The 16,906-nt window shown below is 68.2% G+C and carries 20 protein-coding genes; 6 read left to right on the top strand and 14 right to left on the bottom strand.

What is annotated here, in order from left to right; all coding sequences use genetic code 11:
- Positions 1-64: 64 nt before the first annotated feature.
- The 6 genes from G361_RS0121285 to G361_RS0121260 all read right to left on the bottom strand — a co-directional run bounded on the left by G361_RS0121285 (position 65) and on the right by G361_RS0121260 (position 4,098).
- Positions 65-400, bottom strand: a complete 336-nt coding sequence (locus tag G361_RS0121285) for a hypothetical protein (protein ID WP_019929134.1) — start codon at positions 398-400, stop codon at positions 65-67.
- Positions 401-629: 229 nt separating this feature from the next.
- On the bottom strand, positions 630-836 hold the full coding sequence (locus G361_RS0121280; RefSeq protein WP_155981529.1) for a hypothetical protein: 207 nt from the start codon (positions 834-836) through the stop codon (positions 630-632).
- An 8-nt stretch (positions 837-844) separates the two neighbouring features.
- Positions 845-1,147 carry a hypothetical protein gene (locus G361_RS49615; RefSeq protein ID WP_155981528.1) on the bottom strand — a complete coding sequence of 101 codons (303 nt, stop codon included), beginning with the start codon at positions 1,145-1,147 and terminating at the stop codon, positions 845-847.
- Between the two features lie 308 nt (positions 1,148-1,455).
- The gene (locus G361_RS0121270; RefSeq protein WP_063711871.1) at positions 1,456-2,619 is read right to left on the bottom strand and encodes a lipase family protein; all 1,164 of its coding nucleotides are present in this window, start codon (positions 2,617-2,619) and stop codon (positions 1,456-1,458) included.
- A gap of 48 nt (positions 2,620-2,667) precedes the next feature.
- Complete coding sequence (locus G361_RS44360; RefSeq protein WP_036495310.1) at positions 2,668-3,405, bottom strand: AraC family transcriptional regulator; 738 nt, start codon at positions 3,403-3,405, stop codon at positions 2,668-2,670.
- A gap of 84 nt (positions 3,406-3,489) precedes the next feature.
- Positions 3,490-4,098, bottom strand: coding sequence for a TetR/AcrR family transcriptional regulator (locus G361_RS0121260; RefSeq protein ID WP_019929129.1), 609 nt, complete (start codon positions 4,096-4,098; stop codon positions 3,490-3,492).
- A 169-nt stretch (positions 4,099-4,267) separates the two neighbouring features.
- Between G361_RS0121260 and G361_RS0121255 the strand changes: the two genes are divergently transcribed.
- The 4 genes from G361_RS0121255 to G361_RS51630 are packed head-to-tail and all read left to right on the top strand — an operon-like array spanning position 4,268 to position 7,402.
- Entirely contained in the window at positions 4,268-5,281 is a 1,014-nt protein-coding gene (locus tag G361_RS0121255; protein ID WP_052172692.1) for a Rieske 2Fe-2S domain-containing protein, read from the top strand.
- On the top strand, positions 5,278-6,363 hold the full coding sequence (locus G361_RS0121250) for a dihydrodipicolinate reductase (RefSeq protein ID WP_019929127.1): 1,086 nt from the start codon (positions 5,278-5,280) through the stop codon (positions 6,361-6,363). Before G361_RS0121255 ends, G361_RS0121250 begins: the two co-directional genes overlap by 4 nt.
- 8 nt (positions 6,364-6,371) lie before the next feature.
- On the top strand, positions 6,372-6,803 hold the full coding sequence (locus G361_RS50450) for a nuclear transport factor 2 family protein (protein ID WP_019929126.1): 432 nt from the start codon (positions 6,372-6,374) through the stop codon (positions 6,801-6,803).
- An 8-nt stretch (positions 6,804-6,811) separates the two neighbouring features.
- Positions 6,812-7,402: a TetR/AcrR family transcriptional regulator gene (locus G361_RS51630; protein ID WP_019929125.1), complete on the top strand. Its 591-nt coding sequence runs from the start codon at positions 6,812-6,814 to the stop codon at positions 7,400-7,402.
- Here G361_RS51630 and G361_RS0121235 read toward each other — a convergent pair whose 3' ends face one another.
- From G361_RS0121235 to G361_RS0121215, 5 genes are all read right to left on the bottom strand, one after another.
- Entirely contained in the window at positions 7,403-7,843 is a 441-nt protein-coding gene (locus G361_RS0121235; RefSeq protein ID WP_019929124.1) for a carboxymuconolactone decarboxylase family protein, read from the bottom strand.
- Positions 7,844-7,889: 46 nt separating this feature from the next.
- A complete protein-coding gene (locus G361_RS0121230) occupies positions 7,890-8,765 on the bottom strand; it encodes an NAD(P)-dependent oxidoreductase (protein ID WP_081635443.1) in 876 nt (291 codons plus the stop codon).
- Positions 8,766-8,868: 103 nt separating this feature from the next.
- Positions 8,869-9,726, bottom strand: coding sequence for a TIGR03619 family F420-dependent LLM class oxidoreductase (locus tag G361_RS0121225; RefSeq protein ID WP_019929122.1), 858 nt, complete (start codon positions 9,724-9,726; stop codon positions 8,869-8,871).
- Positions 9,727-9,739: 13 nt separating this feature from the next.
- A complete protein-coding gene (locus tag G361_RS51625; protein WP_026343313.1) occupies positions 9,740-10,573 on the bottom strand; it encodes an alpha/beta fold hydrolase in 834 nt (277 codons plus the stop codon).
- Positions 10,570-11,160: a TetR/AcrR family transcriptional regulator gene (locus tag G361_RS0121215; protein ID WP_036494191.1), complete on the bottom strand. Its 591-nt coding sequence runs from the start codon at positions 11,158-11,160 to the stop codon at positions 10,570-10,572. Before G361_RS0121215 ends, G361_RS51625 begins: the two co-directional genes overlap by 4 nt.
- 161 nt (positions 11,161-11,321) lie before the next feature.
- Between G361_RS0121215 and G361_RS0121210 the strand changes: the two genes are divergently transcribed.
- On the top strand, positions 11,322-12,785 hold the full coding sequence (locus tag G361_RS0121210) for an HNH endonuclease signature motif containing protein (protein WP_026343312.1): 1,464 nt from the start codon (positions 11,322-11,324) through the stop codon (positions 12,783-12,785).
- 469 nt (positions 12,786-13,254) lie between these two features.
- On the opposite strand, the gene G361_RS0121205 is transcribed toward G361_RS0121210, so the two are convergent.
- Entirely contained in the window at positions 13,255-14,178 is a 924-nt protein-coding gene (locus tag G361_RS0121205; protein WP_019929118.1) for an SDR family oxidoreductase, read from the bottom strand.
- 109 nt (positions 14,179-14,287) lie between these two features.
- On the opposite strand from G361_RS0121205, the gene G361_RS0121200 reads away from it, so the two are divergent.
- Positions 14,288-14,878, top strand: a complete 591-nt coding sequence (locus G361_RS0121200; protein ID WP_019929117.1) for a TetR/AcrR family transcriptional regulator — start codon at positions 14,288-14,290, stop codon at positions 14,876-14,878.
- A gap of 57 nt (positions 14,879-14,935) precedes the next feature.
- On the opposite strand, the gene G361_RS0121195 is transcribed toward G361_RS0121200, so the two are convergent.
- A complete protein-coding gene (locus tag G361_RS0121195) occupies positions 14,936-15,514 on the bottom strand; it encodes a DUF1003 domain-containing protein (RefSeq protein ID WP_019929116.1) in 579 nt (192 codons plus the stop codon).
- Between the two features lie 49 nt (positions 15,515-15,563).
- On the bottom strand, positions 15,564-16,889 hold the full coding sequence (locus G361_RS0121190; protein WP_019929115.1) for a magnesium transporter MgtE N-terminal domain-containing protein: 1,326 nt from the start codon (positions 16,887-16,889) through the stop codon (positions 15,564-15,566).
- Positions 16,890-16,906 lie beyond the last annotated feature (17 nt).

Below are 16,906 nucleotides of genomic sequence, written 5' to 3'. Positions count from 1 at the left end.
GACCGCCACCCCCGGCGCCTACGCCACCCGCATCCGAACCCTCCTCGGCCCACCGCCCGACGGGTCAGACGATCCGGCGCCCCGGATCCGGCCGCAGCGCCCGCGCGCCACACCACTGCGTGACCGCGATCCGTCCGCGATCGTTCCCGGTCGCGATCATGAATTCGACCAGCCCGAGCCAACTCCCGTCGCTGCACCGCGCCCAGGCCAGCAACCGCCCCGGCACCGTCCGGCTCAGATCGAGCCCCCCGGCCTTCACCCGCATCGGCACCGTATCCCGCCCGAACCGCCCGCCGGGCGTCCGGGCGATCGCGACCCCGAGTTCCACCAGGACCGGCACCGGCGGATCGACGACCCGTCGCATCGACGGGCTGAAGATCTCGGGCCAAGTCTCGAACATATATTCGAACTATAGTTGACACGTCTCGGAACGGAAGAGTCCGGCATCGGCGTGGCTGATCAGCGTATCGCCGCCCGGTTCGCCGCTCCCGTCACCACGGGACCTTCGCAGCGACCGGACGAGACCGGATCGCGGCCGCTCCTCGTTCGTCCGGGCGGCCGCGGTGCCGTCCGTGGCCGTCCGGACGAGATCGGCTCACCGTGGCCGATCACCTCCCGGGCCGAGGTGATCAGCGCTGCGACCGCAGCTGTTCGCCGACCCGTCGATGTAATTCTTCGGCCGATTCGATGTCCCAGTACTCCTCGGGCATCTCCAACTCGTGCACTTCGTACCCCGGGCCGCCGTGGATCGCGAAGGTCGGATCCTCCTTGTGCGGATTTTTCGGGGGCCGATAAGTGCCGACGACATCACCGGCTTTGTCGGTCAATACCTGCATCTTCATGATCACATCGCCCAATCGCTCTGGAATTCGGGGAAATAGACGACCATCACGCGGCCGGCAACCGGCTGCGAACAGCTGTTGGAGACGAGCCCGTAGTAGTAGACGGGCCCCTGTGCGCTACGGGCCTGGGCAAAGTGCGTGATCGTCAACTTCACATCCTCTGCCACCGCTGGATGGTTCGGCGAGACGACGCACACCACCGGCCCTTTGTTCGGGTTCTGGCCGGGTGGCCACGAAAAAGTGAACCACAACGTTTCATTGCCGGGTGCAATTGTTGCTGTGCCAAACACAAAATCAGCTGCCATCACAGGTCCTTTCGCCAATTTCGTACCGCCGGCACGGCGGGATCGACAGCAACTCGGCGTTCAACCGCCCGGCGGATTCGGCATTTTCGTGGTGATACATCCGTACGGCGACACGCCGATTCAGCAGTCGCCGGATCGTGGGACCGAAGTGCCACCCAACAGCCTGCGTGAGAAATGGATCGGGGAGAATACCCGTTCGAAATTCTACTCGTCCGCCCGGTCCGGATGAACAGGATGAAACGTCACAACCTGATGAACGGACGGACCGCAGTGCGGCACACGGCCGGGTGACCGAACTCCCGTGGCGCTCACCGATTCGGCAGGACCCCGAGCAGGAATGCCCGGTCGTCGTCGGCGGCCTGCGGCAGCACCGTGAAGTGGGTGGCCGAGGGATAGAGCCGCAATCGGCTGTCGGCGCCGCCCTGCCGGAGTTGCTCCTGCAGCAGTAGCGTCGTCGGCATCGGCTGCACGGTGTCGGGCACGCCCTGCAGGAGCAGGACCGGTGCGCGATAGCCCGTGGTGGGCACCCCGAGGTAGTCGCGCAGCGCCGCGCCGATCGCCGGATCGGACAGCGGCTCGGCATACAGCCTGCCCAGGGGTTGTCCCGCGACGGCGGCCTCGATCGCGCCCATGCAGTCCCGGCCCGCCTCCGCGACGGCCAGCATCTGCCGGCCCCACGGGCTCAGGTGGTCGAGGACGTGCAGCTCCGGGCGGGCGTGGTCGAGTCCGGCCAGGATCATCAGGATGCGGACCTGGAGTCCGTCGAGCGCGGGAGCGGCGGGCAGCTCCGGTCCCGCGACCGCGGCGATGACACCGTCGACATTGCTCGTCGGCGCGTAGGACAGGACGCCGCGCACGTCGAGGTCCGGCGCGTAGTCCGGGGCGGACGCCGCGGCGAACAGCACCGACTGCCCGCCGATCGAATGTCCCGCCAGCACAACCGACTCCGAGAGGCCGGGATCCGATGTCCGTCCGGCCCGGACGATGTCGAGCACGGCGTGCCCGGCGGCCCGCCCGGCCAGGTATTCGTAGACGCCGTCCGCGCCGAGCCCGATGTAGTCCGTCGCCTCCACCGCATAGCCCCGCGCGAGATAGGCGGACAGTTGCGGTGTCTCGTCGAATCCGTCGGCCCGCTGACCGTCGAGATTCGGGGTGCAGCCGCGGGTCGTACCGCTGGTGCTGTGCGCCCACGACACCACGGGCCGGCCACCGGGCGGCGCCGCGCCGGCGGGCAGGAAGAGGTCGCCGCCGCTGATCGCGGGCTCGCCGTTCTGCCCGGTGGTCCGGTACACGATCCGAAACCCCCGGGCCGCACCGGGAATCAGCTCCGCGGGGGTCAGGGGCCGGGATTCGACGATATCGCCGGGCCCGGCCGGCGCGGGCCGGGCCGTCGCCACCGCGGTGCCGGTGATCGGGGACAACGCCAGCAGTGCGGCGAGGGCCGCCCGCCGGAAGAGGGCTGAACTGGTCATGCCGCCGATCATCACCGGCACCGGGTGGCCGTGGCTTGAACAAACCGGCTATCCGACCAGAGCCGCTCCGGCCCAGCTCATTCCGGCGTGCACGAATTCCGACGGTGCGTGACCGAACATCCGCCGGCACGTCCGGCTCAGGTGCGCGCTGTCGGCGAATCCCGCCGCGTGCGCGGCCTCGGTCAGCGATCGGCCCGCCGCGCACGCCTCGATGGCCCGCAGTACGCGCACCCACCGCACATAGGGCCGGAACGGCAGCCCGACCTCGGCCCGGAAGGCATGGCGCAGACGGCTTTCCGAGAGTCCGACCGCATCGGCCACCTCGGTCAGCACGACCGGACCCGCACTCGCCCGCTCCGTCAGCAGCCGGATCGCCCGGGCCACCGCCGGATGCGACGTCCCGGCCGAGGAGGTCGCCGCCACCTCCCACGGATACGGCGGCGCGAGCGAGGCGCCGGCCGCCGCCCACGCCTCGACCGAGCCGGGATCGGCCACCATCGACGTCAGCACCCGCCCCGCCCGCGACATCGGCTCGACCTGCGCCACGATGCCGGTACCGGTTCCCCGCACCACCCGGTGCGCGATATCGGCAGGAACGACGAAAGCCGTTGCGGTCGTGGTTCTTCCGTCGGCATCCGCCAGCGTCACGGTCCCGCCGAGCGCGATGTTCACGCCGACCGTGTGATGGGCGTGCAGCCCCGCCGGCCCGATCCGCCCGGTGAACGCCAGCAGTCCCGGCCGCAGCACCACATCGCCCGACCACTGCCTCGCCGGTGCGTCACCCATGACCGCGAGCGTAACCGCACCGCAGCGGCGGCGGCGTTCCGCCTCGGCCCGGGGAAACACTCGACCGGCGAATCCCGTTGCCGCTCAGTCGGAGAGGTACGCGGTGAGCGCCCCGATCAGCCCGTCGAGCGCGTCGTCGAGATCGCCGTAGGTGCCGAGGGTGCGCTCGGAGGTGATGCCGCGCATCGCGGCGGGGACGAGCGCCGCCACCTGCCGCACCTTCACCGGATCCACGCCGAGGTCGGCGAAGGCGCGCTCACATGCCTTGTCCCAGTTGGGTTTCCAGGAGGCCAGCTCGGCGGCGGTGCGGGGGAAGTCGCGTTCCAGCTCGGCCTGGTCGCGGGGGAGGGCGGCGCGCAGGGTCTCGATGGCCAGCGATTCGGGTGTGCGCAGGCCGACGGCCATCGTGCGGATCAGCGCGTCGACCCGTTCGTACAGGGTGCCACCGGGTTTCAGCCCGGCGGGCAGGTCGCCGCGCTTGTCGGCGGTGTGCCGCAGGACCGCCGCCCACAGCCCGTCGATATCGCCGAACTGGTACTTCACCACACCCCAGGTGGCGCCGATGTCGCGGGCGATCCGATTACCGGAGACGGCGGCGGGATCGCCGGTCGCCAGCGAGGCGATGGCCGCCTCCAGCATGCTCTCCCGGGTCGCGAGGCCGCGCTTGTTCGCGCGCCGCCCGCCGATCGCCATATCCGTCACGAGGGCCGATTGTAGCTGCCTCGACCAGGGAGTTCTATTTTCACATAACCCTCTTGTAATCTTTCAAAGAGGGTTCTATGCTCAGGTCGCCCCGTGGCCCGGGTCACAGCCCGGCGCCGGGCGGGGCGGTACGGGTTCCGCGGTGATCGGGAGGATCGAGATGGCGAGACCACCACTGTCGATGGAGCCCACGGGCTGGTTCCAGGTGGCGTGGTGCACGGAGATCGCGATCGGCGCGGTGCACCGGATGAAGTATTTCGGCCGCGACATGGTGGCCTGGCGGTCGGCGTCCGGGCAGGTCGCGGTGTTCGACGCCTATTGTGAGCACCTCGGCGCGCACCTCGGTTACGGCGGCCGGGTCGACGGCGAGAATCTGGTGTGCCCGTTCCACGGCTGGGAGTGGAACCGCGAGGGCCGCAACGTGTGCATCCCCTACGAGGACCACCCGAACCGTGGCCGCCGCATCCGCAGCTATCCGGTCGCCGAGCGCAACGAGGCCGTCTGGATCTGGTTCGACATCGACGGCCGCCCACCGTATTTCGAGATACCGGACATCTTCGCGGCCTTCGGCGACGACAGGTCCGCGGCCGACTACTATCCGCCGGTGCCCGGGGCGACGCTGTTCCGGCCCGGACTCGAACTGCATCCGCAGTACATCATGGAGAACGGTGTCGACTTCGCGCATTTCAAATTCGTGCACAAGACGCCGTTCGTGCCGGAGTTCACCCGTCACGATTTCTCCGGGCCGGTGTCCTTCGTCGATTTCACCATCGCGTTCGAGGCGGGTGTCGCCGCGGACGAGATCGCCAGCGGCGTCGAATCGATCAACGCCGGACTCGGCTGTTCGATCACCAAGAGCTGGGGCATGGTCGACAACCGCACGATGCCCGCGGTGACCCCGGTCGACGAGACCACCTCCGATGTGCGCTTCACGGTGTGGATCGGCCGCCGCCCCGGCGACGACGCCCCCGAGTTGAACCGCTACGGCGCCACGATGGCCGACTTCGTCATCGAGCAGTTCGCCGCCGACGTGGAAATCTGGGCGCACCAACGGTATTCGGATCCGCCCGGCCTGTCGCGCAAGGAGTACCGAGGCTTCACGGCCCTGCGCGCCTGGGCGGCCCAGTTCTATCCCACCCACTCCTCGAACAACAGAAAGGCCGACGCGCGATGAGCACTCCCGATCGGATCCGGGTATTCCAGGTCGCTACCGGCAATCTCGGCACCGAGATGATCGGCCGCGTCCAGGCGCATCCCGATCTCGAACTCGTCGGATTGCACTGCTACACACCGGACAAGATCGGCCGCGACGCCGGCGAGATCGTCGGCATCGGCCCGATCGGGGTCACGGCCACGGGCACGGTCGAGGAGATTCTCGCGGCCCGCCCCGACGTGCTCACCTTCCACGGCGTATTCCCCGACGAGGATCTCTACGAGAAGGTGCTGGCGGCGGGCATCGACGTGGTGACCACCGCCGACTGGATCACCGGATTCCATCGCGACACCAATCATCCACACCCGTCCGGCCGGAAGGTCAGCGAGATCATCGCGGCCGCCTGCGAACGCGGCGGTTCCACCTTCTACGGCACCGGTATGAATCCCGGCCTGTGCCAGATTCTCGGCATCGTGCACACCGCCGACGTCGCCGAGATCGAGAACATCGTCGTCACCGAATCCGTCGACGTGTCCTGCCATCATTCCGTCGACACCTGGAAGGCGGTCGGATACGGCCGCCCGGTCGACGATCCGACCATCCCGGATTCGCTGTACAAGTACACCGCGGTGTTCGCCGATTCGGTGTACCTGATGGCCGACGCCTTCGATCTCGAACTCGACGAGGTCGCCTTCCGCTACGAACTCGGCGCCTGCACCGAGGAGGTCGATCTCGGCTGGTATTCCCTGCCGAAGGGGTCACTCGGCGCCAGCCACATCAAATATCAGGGCATGGTCGACGGGGTGCCGCGCATCGAATCCCATCTCGAATGGCAGATGACCCCGCACACCGATCCGGCCTGGCGGGTACAGGGCTGCTACATCACCCAGGTGACCGGCGATCCGAACATCTACAGCAAACATATGATCTTCCCGCGCAAGGGATTCGACCTGTCGAATCCGGAGAATTTCGCCTCGATCGGCATGACCGTCACCGGACTGCCCGCCCTGAACTCGATAAGATCGGTCGTCGCGGCCCGCCCCGGCATCGTCACCAGTGCCGACCTGCCGCTGCGCGCCTTCGCCGGCCGCTTCAAGATCTGAACCGGCACATGGATATTCAGCGCATCGGCGACACCCTCGACATCCAGGCGGTACTGCACGCCTACTGCCGCGCGGTCGACACGAGGGATTGGGAACTGTACCGCTCGCTGTTCACCGCGGAGGCGATATTGGATTACCGCTCGGCGCCGTTCGGCCGCAGTGGAATCCGGGACGAGATCGTCGACTGGTTACGCGAATCCATGGCGGTGCTGCCCATGACCCAGCATTTCGTCACCAATATCGAGGCGGATATCGACGGCGATACGGCCGAGGTGCGGGCGCAGTTCTACAACCCGATGCAGTTCCCCGGCTTCCCGGAACTCAGTTTCTGCGGCGGCTACTACCACCATTCGATGGTCCGTACCGCCACCGGCTGGCAGAGCCGCGCACTGCGCGAGGACAATGTCTGGTTCGCCAACAACCCGATGACCGGCCCATAATCGACGGTGTGTCCTCGTCACCGGCCGACCAGCAGGCCGCCCGGCGCAAAACCGGACGGCCTCGATCCACCCGCGCACCCGATGCCATTCGGGCCGCCGCGGTTCGGCTGTTCTCCGAGCACGGCTTCAGCGGTACCTCGGTGCGCGATATCGCGGCCGCGGCGGGCGTCGATCCGGCCCTGGTGATCCGGCATTTCGGTTCCAAGGAGGCGTTGTTCCTGGAGACCGTGTCGGTGGATCACAGCCTGCGCGGCGTGGTCGATGGCCCGCTGGACACGCTCGGCCGCGCGATCCTGCGCAGGCTCGTGGAAGAGGTCCCGGACGACACCCGGAAGCTGTACCGCGCGCTGTTCGGCGCACTGGACCGCACCGAGGTCCGCGCCTACCTGGAGAGTTCGACGGCCCGGCACGTCACCGCGCCGCTGGCCGAGCGACTGCCCGGCCCCGACGCGGCGATCCGCGCCGAGTTGATCGCCGCCCAGATCGCGGGCCTGCTGATGAGCGGCCGGCTGTTCGGCGGCGGTCGCGGCCCGCATCCGGATCCGCGGGTGCTCGACATCTACGCCCGCGCGATCCAGGCCCTCATCGACAGTCCGTGACTATTCCTGTTCGAGCGTCTTACCGGTATTCATCTTCACCGCGGCGCTGACATTCGCCTTCGGATCCTCGGCCCGGCCGGATTCGGCTGCCTTCTGCCGCTTGGCCAGTACCCGCTCGACGACCCCGTTGAGCACCGAGCCCAGTGGGAATCCGAGATAGTGGGTGAGGAAGATGGCCGTCTCCCGCAGTTCCTCGGCGGTCAATTCCCCGTTCTGCAACGCGGCATTGACCTGGATCTCGGCGGCATCCGGCAGATTCAGCGCCGTCACCACGGTCAGTGTCATCATCCGGCGATCGCGCCGGGACAGCCCCGGCCGATTCCAGACGGTGCCGAAGAGATGATCCACGGTCAGCGCGAAATACTCGCCCGGCATATCGGGCATATCCCACGAGTACACCTGGTTCATCGTCTCCAGGCCCTTACGCCGCAATTCGTCCACGACATTCTCCGTTCCGATTCGGGGACAAGGATTCTCGCGACCCGCGTCAGGCGGGCCGGGACGGCAGTTCGCCGCTGTACACCGCGCGCATGTGCGGCCGCGCCGCGGCGACGATCGGCACCTCGATCCCGGCGCTCGCGGCGAATTCCTGCACCGCGGCGAGATCCTTCTGCGCCAGCAGATCCGCCGAGGCGACCCGCTCCTCGGGCACGGTGATTCCCGCGGCGTGCACCTGCAACAGCGTCAGCGGCGCCGCACCCCCGTCGGTATCGCTGACCACCTCCAGCAGCCGCGACAGCGAGATACCACCGGCGGTGGCGATGAGCGCCGATTCCCGCACCGCCGCCCACACGGAATAGGTCAGCGCGTTACGCGCCAGCTTCATCGTCATTCCGGTGCCGAGTGCACCGCAGTACACGACCCGCTTGGCGAAATCGTCCAGCACCGGCCGGGCCCGGTCGACGGTCTCGGCCGGCCCGCCCACCAGCACGGTCAGCCCGTTCTGCGCCGCCGCGGTACCACCGGTCACCCCGGCGTCCAGGAAGTCCACGCCGGCCGCCGCGCAGATGGCGGCCAGCTCCCGCACCTCCCCGAGGGCGACCGTCGACAACAGTGCGACCACCAGCCCCGGACGCGCCGCCGCCAGCAACCCGTCCGCCCCGGTCAGCACGGCCCGCGCCTGATCCGCGTCGAGCACCGCGACCAGGACCACCTCGCTGTCGCGCGCCACCTCGGCGAGCGTCGCCACCTGGGCCGGGACCCCCTCGAGCGAATCCGAGATCCCCGGCCGCACGTCGTACACGGTGGGAATCCGCCCGCGCCGCGCCAGGCTCACCGCCACGCCGCCGCCGATCATCCCGAGCCCGACCACGCCCGCGCGCAGTGTGGTCCCCGAGGCCGATGCCGTTGTCCCAGTTGTCATGTCGAGTGCTCCTGTCCGGTCCACGCGGGGACGGCGGTGATCACGCCCACATCATCCTGAGCGTCCGCGGGCCGTTCTGTCAACGGCGTTGATGAAACTCGTTTCAGTCGAGTCCCAGGTCCCGCCGGAACCGCGCCATATCGCGGAGCTTGTCGGCGAGACTCGCCTCCGGCCCGGAGTAGAACATCCACGGCATGGTCAGGACGTGCGTGACCCCGCCCTGTTCCGCGCGCGCATAATCCGCCGGGGTGATCGCATCCGACAACGGCACCAGCACGGTGAACCCGTCCATGGATTTCCCGGCGGCCGAACGTAATTCACGCAGCCGGGCCGCCGCCGCGATCGCCTCGCCGATCCCGAGCAGATCCCCGACCCACCCGTCGTACCGCGCGGCCCGCCGCAACGCCGCATCGCTGAGCCCGCCGACGAGGATCGGCACGGGCGGCGGCGAGGGCGTCATCTCCAGTTTCGGCGTGCGGTAGAACTCGCCCTCGAACTCCGTCCACCCCGGCTCCCACAACCGCCGCATCAGTTCGATCATCTCCTCCGACCGCTTTCCCCGCTGCGCGAAAGCGGCTCCCAGCAGATCGAATTCGTCCTTGCACCACCCGACCCCGATTCCGAGCTCCACCCGGCCGCCGGACAGCAGTGCCGCGGTCCCGATCGCCTTCGCCGCCGAATACGGATCCCGCAGTGCCGCAACATAAACCGTGGTCACGAACCGCAGCCGCGTGGTCACCTGCGCGAGCGCGCCGATGAGCACCCACGGATCCGGCCAGTCGGAGAACGGTTCCCAGCGCGGCCGCCCCGACCGCGTATACGGATACGGCGTCGTCAACTGCTCGAAGTTGACCACATGATCGGGCACCCCGAGCCCGTCGTACCCCAGATCGTCCGCCGCCCTGGCGATCTCGACGGTTTCCCGGGTGTCCAGGAATCCGGTGCTGATGTAGAACTTCACCCGCGTACCGCCCTCACGCCTCGACCGCCGTGGACAGCGCCTCGGCGATCGCCTCGGCGAATTCGACCGCATCGGTGGTCATTCCGTTGTGCGCCCCCGGGAACTCGGCGACCGTGAGCCCGAGCCGGCGCGCGATCTCGACCGCCGGACGATACGGCAGACACCCCCGCGTCTCCCGCCCGGCGGCCAGCGTCAGCCGATCGGCCACCGGCGCCAGCGCCGCGTAATCCGGTACATACGAGATGAATTCGCGCAATTCGTGCGCCAGCATGATCGGCGCGTTCCCCGCACCGCGCTCCCGCCGCTCCACCTCCCGCACCGGCAGATCACCCGTTTCCGGCAACATCTTCATGGCCCCGCCGATCCCGGCGAAGAACCGCGCCCCCGCCGCCGCAGGCCCCTCGGCATGGAGCAACCGCACCACCTCGTCGACCATCGCGCGCTGCTCCTCGGCATCGGGAAGCACTGCGAAACAAGGCGGTTCGTGCGCAACGAGCCCACGCACCCGCTCCGGATGCCGCGCGAGCAGATCCAGCCCCACGATCGCCCCGTTGCTCACCCCCACGACATACGCGGGCTCGGCGCCGAAATGCGCCAGCAGCCGAACGGCATCGTCACTCTGCACCGCGACGAACTGATCCTCCGGCACCCCGCTGTCGAGCGCGCTGCGCGAATACCCCCGCGCATCGAAGGTGACAACCGTGAACCGCCGCCGCAACACCGCCGCGATCCCGTCGGCCGCCCCGGCATCCCCGCCGCCTCCCGGAATCACCAGTAGCACAGGCCCTTCCCCGCCCACCTCGTAGTACAGCGCGGCCCCGGGCACGCGCAGAAATCCCGATCTCATCGGTCGTCCTTCTCTCCGTAGACAGGCCAATTCGACAACGTCAGATCCAACGCGTCGAGAATGCGTGGCCACGAATCGTCCGTGGACCGCGAATGCGCGAACCCACCCGCCGCCTCCAGCGTCGCGAATCCGTGAAAAGTACTGCGCAACAACCGAGCCGCATCCAACCCCGCGTCGGTACCGAGCCCGTACCCCCGCAACACCGACGAGGTCAACTCGACACTGCGCACCAGCGCCGGATCCCCCGCCACCTCGGCCGGATCCATCCGGATCTGCGTCGCCGCATACCGCTGCGGATATTCCAGCACATAAGCCCGATAGGCCCCCGCGAACGCCACCAGCGCCTCCTTCCCGGACCGCCCCGCCACCGCCACCCCGATCCGATCGTTCAACTCCGCACTGGCCAGCAGCGCCACCCGAACCCGCAGATCGTGCAGATTGCGCACGTGCACATACAGACTCGGATCCTTCACACCGAAATGCCGAGCGACCGCCGACAACGTCAACTTGTCGAAACCGATCTCATCCGCCACCTCGGCCGCAGCCCGCACCACCCGCTCGGTGGTCAACCCGGATCGGGGAGACATGACCCTCCTTCTTACGATTCATAGGTTAAAACCTAATCATATTAGGGTCAAGCCTCCGATGGATGCCGTGCCTGTGCAAAGGGTGCGTGACACGCCCGATTGTGCTGGTAGAGGGGACTTTTCGCTAGCGTGTCGAGTTTGCGGGGCGGTATTATGGGAACATGCGTTCGAGACCCGAGTGCGTCAGTGATCCCTCCACCGAAGCCGCCCTGTGCGCGTTGGAGATCGCCGCGGCCCAGGTCTCCGCCATGCCGACCCAGGCCCTGTCCAATCGTGACCGGCTCACCCTGATCCGCCGCGTCGAAACCATTGTCCGGATGTTGCCCGCCGCCGGGCTGCAATGGATCGCGCAGATGCACGAACAATGGTCCAGCACCGAATTCGCGGCCGACAACCTCGTCGACACCCTCGCCGACAGTCTGCGTATCACCCCCGCCGAGGCCCGCGCCCGCTGGCGCACCGCCGACGACCTCGCCCACCACACCGGCCTCACCGGCGACACCCTCGCTCCACCTTTGCCTGCGACGGCCACCGCCTACCGTGAGGGAGCCATCGCGCCGACCCACGTGAAAATTATTCGCGACGTCCTCCATCATCTCCCCGTCACCGTCGATGTTGCGACCCGCGCCGACGCCGAGGTGATGCTCGCCGAGAACGCCCGCGAGCTCCGTCCGGACCAGCTGCGCAAGGTCGCCGACAAACTCGAAGCCCTGATCAACCCAGACGGTACGTTCACCGACACGGATCGTGCCCGCCGCCGCGCCTTCACCATGGGCCGCCAAGGCCCGGACCTTATGTCGACATGCACCGCCACCGTGGACCCCGAGGTACGCGCCTACCTCGAGGCCATTTTCGCCAAATATGCGAAGCCTGGACTCCTGAACCCCGACGACACCACCCCCATCGTCGAGGGTGACCCGGATGAGGCTGCCGCACAACGCGACACCCGGAACGCCGCGCAGCGACAACATGATGCGATCAAAGCCGTCCTGCGTGACAGTATCGCCTCCGGGCGCCTCGGTCAGCATCGTGGTCTGCCGGTCACCGTGATCGTCTCGATGACCCTACGAGAGCTGGAAGACGCTGTCGCACAGGCGATCCCAGATGGTCCACTGCCCCGGATCGCCGGTCCCGCCGTGGCCACCGGCGGCGGCGCGGTCATCTCGGTCGGCGACGCCCTGCGCCTGGCGTCCCACGCCCACCACTATCTTGCCCTGTTCGACGACAGTGACGGGCGTCCCCTCTACCTCGGCCGCAGCAAACGCATCGCCACCGCCGATCAACGGATCGTGCTGCACGCCCGCGACATCGGGTGCACCTTCCCCGGCTGCACCAAACCCGGATACCTTTGCCAGGTACACCATCGCACCGAATGGTCCGCCGGCGGCGCCACCGACGCCGACCAGCTTACTTTCGTCTGCGAGCCCCACCACCAGCAAGCCGGAACGCATCTCACCGGATGGCATACCACCACCGTTCCGGGCGACCACGCCAATGCTGGACGTACACAATGGATCCCGCCGGTCCATATTGATCCGGCCCGGCGGCCGCGCGTCAACAAATATCATCATCCCGGCGAATATCTGACGCACACAAAAGAACCCGAGTACCGACAACCGGGCTGACAACCTGCCCCCGCCGACCGCCCCGTCACCAGACGGAGGCGGATATCGGCATGTCATCATCGACGGTCCTCCTCGACTCTGCCGCGTGGTCACATTTCCGGGGCCTGGATACCGCGTCTATGAAATGCGATGTGGCCGATCTGTTTCCGCCGCAATCCAGCTCTGTCGCCACATCGGCAACACCGGGAGGTGCCACACTCCGATGCCCATCCGACTACTCGATCCAGTTGACGGTGATCCTGGCCGCGGCCGCCGCCGACTGTGTGCTGCGACGGCAGCACGACCTTGTTCCGGCCGCCCAAACCGATCGGCCCGCGAGCTCGCTCGGCCACAGCGCCACGGTGGTTCAGCACCGGCCATCTCCTCGGTGCGACGGAGCCGCCTCCTGCCGCAAGCACTCGAGACCATGGCCGTGTAAAGCATTCATACTGGCGTAGAACCGATTTCGTTGCCGATACGCCGCATGCGTTCAGTGCGCTCCGTACGGTTGGGCAACAGTGAGATAGTCGCCGTGCTCGAGGTCGTCGAGCAGGGTCGGTTGGATCGGCTTCCAGCCGAGCAGATCTCGCGTGAAAGAACCGGATACCGGGGCGTCGGCGCCGTAGACCATTGCCATGAACGGGCTCACGAAATGCGTTGCGGCCTGCTCCGGGGTCAGTGAAACTGCGGGGAGGTCGAGACCTCGGGCGATCGTGGTCGCAATACGCTCGAAAGGGACGCCGGTTTCGGCGACGCCGTGCAGAACACTTCCGGCCGGTGCCTGTTCCAGAGCCGAGCGGAACAGAACCGCCGCGTCCAGGCGGTGAACCGCAGGCCAGCGATTCGTACCATCACCGACGTAGGCGGAGATCCCGGTCCGGCGGGCGGTGGCGATGAGCATGCCGATGAAACCGTGATCGCCGGGGCCGTGAACGGTCGGGGCGAGGCGGATCACGCTGGCGCGCACACCCTCGTCGGCGAAACCGAGGCATGCGGTCTCGCCCGGAATCCGGAAGGGCGCCAAGCCGTTCGGATCGGGGGTGTCGTGTTCGGTGGTTTCCCGGCCGAGTGGCATGACCAGCGTGCCGGAGGTGCTCACGAAGGGTTTGCCGGAATCGCGCAGGGCGCTCCCGAGTGCCTCGATCGCGGTCCGGTCGCGGCGCATCATGTCGTCCGGGTCGGCGAAATCGCCGCCGAAGGCCATGTGCACGACGCCGTCGGCGGCCTCCGCGCCGCGGCGCAGGGCGTCGAGATCCGCCAGGGAACCGCGGAGCGGGGTGGCGTTCAGTGAGCTCAGGCGCGCGGCGGCGGCGTCCGAGCGGGCCAGGCCGGTGACGGTGTGGCCGGCCGCGATCAGTTCGGTGACGATCGCGGGGCCGGTCAGACCGGAACCGCCGGTGACGAAGACATGCATGGAACTCTCTCTTGTGTCAGTGACTGGCGCTAAGTAGCGCCAGTCACTGACACTACACGTAATGTCAGTGGCTGGCGCAACCATCGAACGAGTCCGGTACCGTGGGCTGATGCCACGGAGCGGAGCGGATGCGCGACGCCGCCTGCAACAGGCGGCGCTCGAGCTGTACGGGGAGCGGGGATTCGACCGGACCACCACCGCCGAGATCGCCGCTCGGGCGGGGCTCAACGAACGCACCTACTTCCGGCATTTCGCGGACAAGCGCGAGGTGCTCTTCGACGGTGAAGCCGATCTGCGCGCGACCCTGACGGCGGCGGTGGCCGAGGCGCCGGACGGGTTGCCGCCGTTCGAGATCCTGCTGTCGGCTTTCCGGCGGGCCGGGCGGATCCTCGAGCGGAACCGCCCGTTCTCCGAACCGCGCCTGGCGGTCATCGCCGCGACACCCGCGCTGCGGGAACGTGAGCTGACGAAGAACGCGTCACTCACCGCGGCCGTCGCGGAGGCGTTGCGGCAGCGGGGGGTCACCACCCGGCTCGCCGAACTGGCCGCCGGAACCGGTTGGGCCGCTTTCCATCACGCGGCTCAGGCGTGGATCGATGACCCCTCGGAAAGCCTGGACGTCCACCTGGACCGGGCATTCGGCGACCTGCACACCCTCGCCGCGGAAATCACGGTGGGGCAAGAGGTTTCGGGCAGATGACCGGGCCCGCCGGGTATCAGCCGACCGGCGCGGCCGCGTCGCCGGTATCGGCCCGGCTCACTCCTCTTGTGACACAGTCACATCGGTGGCTCGCTTGGGGGCCGCACGCTTCTTCGCCTTCTTCCCCTTCACGTCGTCGCCCGCGGCCAGGGCCTCCAGTCGCTCCAAGGATTCACGGATGGTGTCGAGTTCGCGACGGAAGTAGTCGCGGGTGGTGACCTCGCCGACGGCGAAACGGAGGGCGGCGAGTTCGCGGGCCAGGAATTCGGTGTCCGCCTTGGTCTGCGCGGCGCGGGCGCGGTCCTCCTCGAGCGAGACGCGGTCGCGGTTGTCCTGGCGGTTCTGGGCCAGCAGAATCAGCGGGGCGGCGTAGGCGGCCTGGGTGGAGAAGGCCAGGTTCAGCAGGATGAACGGGTACGGATCCCATTGCAGGGCAATGATGAACACGTTCAGCACGATCCAGACGATCACGATCACGGTCTGGATCACCAGATAGCGGCCGGTGCCGAGGAAGCGGGCGATCTTCTCGCTGCCGCGCGCCATTGCCTCGGCGTCCCAGTCGAATCCGCGGAAGCGGGATTCGACCGGCGTCTCCAGGCGCTGCCGGGCGGTGATCTTGGTCGAGCGGTCGCTCACGCCGGCACCCCTCGGCGCGAGCGGTGCCCACGGGCTCCGTCCGGACTGGTCATGGCCGGTCTCCCGTCTCGGCCGGCACGGGTGTGGCGTGCAGGTCCGCCTCGTCTTCGTCCTGTTCGCGCCAGTCCTCCGGCAGCAGATGATCGAGCACGTCGTCGACGGTGACGGCGCCGAGCAGATGATTCTCCGCGTCCACCACCGGCCCGCACACCAGGTTGTAGGTGGCGAAGTAGCGGGTCACCGCGGCAAGCGGGGCCTCCGGCCGCAGCTGTGCCAGGCCGTTGTCGAGCAGGCCGCCGACCAGACTCGCCGGCGGTTCGCGCAGCAACTGCTGGAAGTGCACGCAGCCGAGGTAGCGGCCGGTGGGAGTGGCGGTCGGTGGCCGCACCACGAAAACCATACTGGCCAGCGCGGGGGTCAGTTCGGGATCGCGGATGCGGGCCAGCGCCTGGGCGACGGTCATGGACGGGGTGAGTACCACCGCCTCGGTGGTCATCAGGCCGCCCGCGGTATAGGGCGCGTGTTCCAGCAGGCGGCGCACCGGGCCGGAATCCTCCGGATCCATCAGTGCCAGCAGGGATTCGGCCTCGGTCTGGGACAGTTCACCGAGCAGGTCGGCGGCGTCGTCGGGATCCATCGCCTCGAGGACGTCGGCGGCCCGCTCGGTGCCGAGCTCCTCGAGCAGCTGGACCTGATCGCTTTCCGGCAGCTCCTGCACCACGTCGGCGAGGCGTTCGTCGTCGAGGGCCGCGGCGACCTCGAGCCGGCGCTTGTCCGGCAGTTCGCGCAGGCGGTGCGCCACATCCGCGGCGCGCAGGCCCTCGAACTGCTCGAGCAGCTGGGTGACGCCCTGTCCGGGCAGACCCAGTTCGGTCATGGTGAGGCCGCGTACCTGTCCCCAGTCCACGACGTGGACCTCGCCGCGCCGCCGGAAGCCGACCCCGAGCCGGCGATGTTCGCGCACCGCGACCCGCGACACCACCCAGTCGCGGCTGCGGATCTGTTCGATGCCGAGGTCGACCACCACCACATCGATACCGGTCAGCTGCGGCAGCTCCGGATCGATCACCTGCACGGTGGAGTCCAGGATCTGCGCGATCGCCAGGATCTCGCCGACCCGCTGTTCGAAACGCCGCACGCTGATGGTTCCGGTGTTCAACGTCACCGCACCGGGGTCGACGGTCTGCACCCGCAGCATCGGCACGAAGATCCGCCGCCGGGTGGGCAGTTCGACGATGGCGCCGAGAACCCGCGGCTGCCGATCGTCGTAGCGGATCGAGACCACGATGTCGCGCAGCCGGCCGATGGATTCGCCGTCGGGGCCCAATACCGCCAGGCCCATCAACCGGGCAGCGAAAACCTTGGTCGCTGTCATGGGGCAAGGCTAATGGG

The organism is Nocardia sp. BMG111209 (genome assembly GCF_000381925.1).
Classification (GTDB): domain Bacteria; phylum Actinomycetota; class Actinomycetes; order Mycobacteriales; family Mycobacteriaceae; genus Nocardia.
This window is presented reverse-complemented; position numbering and strand designations above follow the sequence as displayed.

Coding starts and splice junctions, on each gene's coding strand:
- G361_RS0121285 (WP_019929134.1), bottom strand. CDS start 400: ATGTTCGAGACTTGGCCCGAGATCTTCAGCCCGTCGATGCGACGGGTC.
- G361_RS0121280 (WP_155981529.1), bottom strand. CDS start 836: ATGCAGGTATTGACCGACAAAGCCGGTGATGTCGTCGGCACTTATCGG.
- G361_RS49615 (WP_155981528.1), bottom strand. CDS start 1,147: ATGGCAGCTGATTTTGTGTTTGGCACAGCAACAATTGCACCCGGCAAT.
- G361_RS0121270 (WP_063711871.1), bottom strand. CDS start 2,619: ATGACCAGTTCAGCCCTCTTCCGGCGGGCGGCCCTCGCCGCACTGCTG.
- G361_RS44360 (WP_036495310.1), bottom strand. CDS start 3,405: ATGGGTGACGCACCGGCGAGGCAGTGGTCGGGCGATGTGGTGCTGCGG.
- G361_RS0121260 (WP_019929129.1), bottom strand. CDS start 4,098: ATGGCGATCGGCGGGCGGCGCGCGAACAAGCGCGGCCTCGCGACCCGG.
- G361_RS0121255 (WP_052172692.1), top strand. CDS start 4,268: ATGGCGAGACCACCACTGTCGATGGAGCCCACGGGCTGGTTCCAGGTG.
- G361_RS0121250 (WP_019929127.1), top strand. CDS start 5,278: ATGAGCACTCCCGATCGGATCCGGGTATTCCAGGTCGCTACCGGCAAT.
- G361_RS50450 (WP_019929126.1), top strand. CDS start 6,372: ATGGATATTCAGCGCATCGGCGACACCCTCGACATCCAGGCGGTACTG.
- G361_RS0121230 (WP_081635443.1), bottom strand. CDS start 8,765: ATGACAACTGGGACAACGGCATCGGCCTCGGGGACCACACTGCGCGCG.
- G361_RS51625 (WP_026343313.1), bottom strand. CDS start 10,573: ATGAGATCGGGATTTCTGCGCGTGCCCGGGGCCGCGCTGTACTACGAG.
- G361_RS0121215 (WP_036494191.1), bottom strand. CDS start 11,160: ATGTCTCCCCGATCCGGGTTGACCACCGAGCGGGTGGTGCGGGCTGCG.
- G361_RS0121210 (WP_026343312.1), top strand. CDS start 11,322: ATGCGTTCGAGACCCGAGTGCGTCAGTGATCCCTCCACCGAAGCCGCC.
- G361_RS0121205 (WP_019929118.1), bottom strand. CDS start 14,178: ATGCATGTCTTCGTCACCGGCGGTTCCGGTCTGACCGGCCCCGCGATC.
- G361_RS0121200 (WP_019929117.1), top strand. CDS start 14,288: ATGCCACGGAGCGGAGCGGATGCGCGACGCCGCCTGCAACAGGCGGCG.
- G361_RS0121190 (WP_019929115.1), bottom strand. CDS start 16,889: ATGACAGCGACCAAGGTTTTCGCTGCCCGGTTGATGGGCCTGGCGGTA.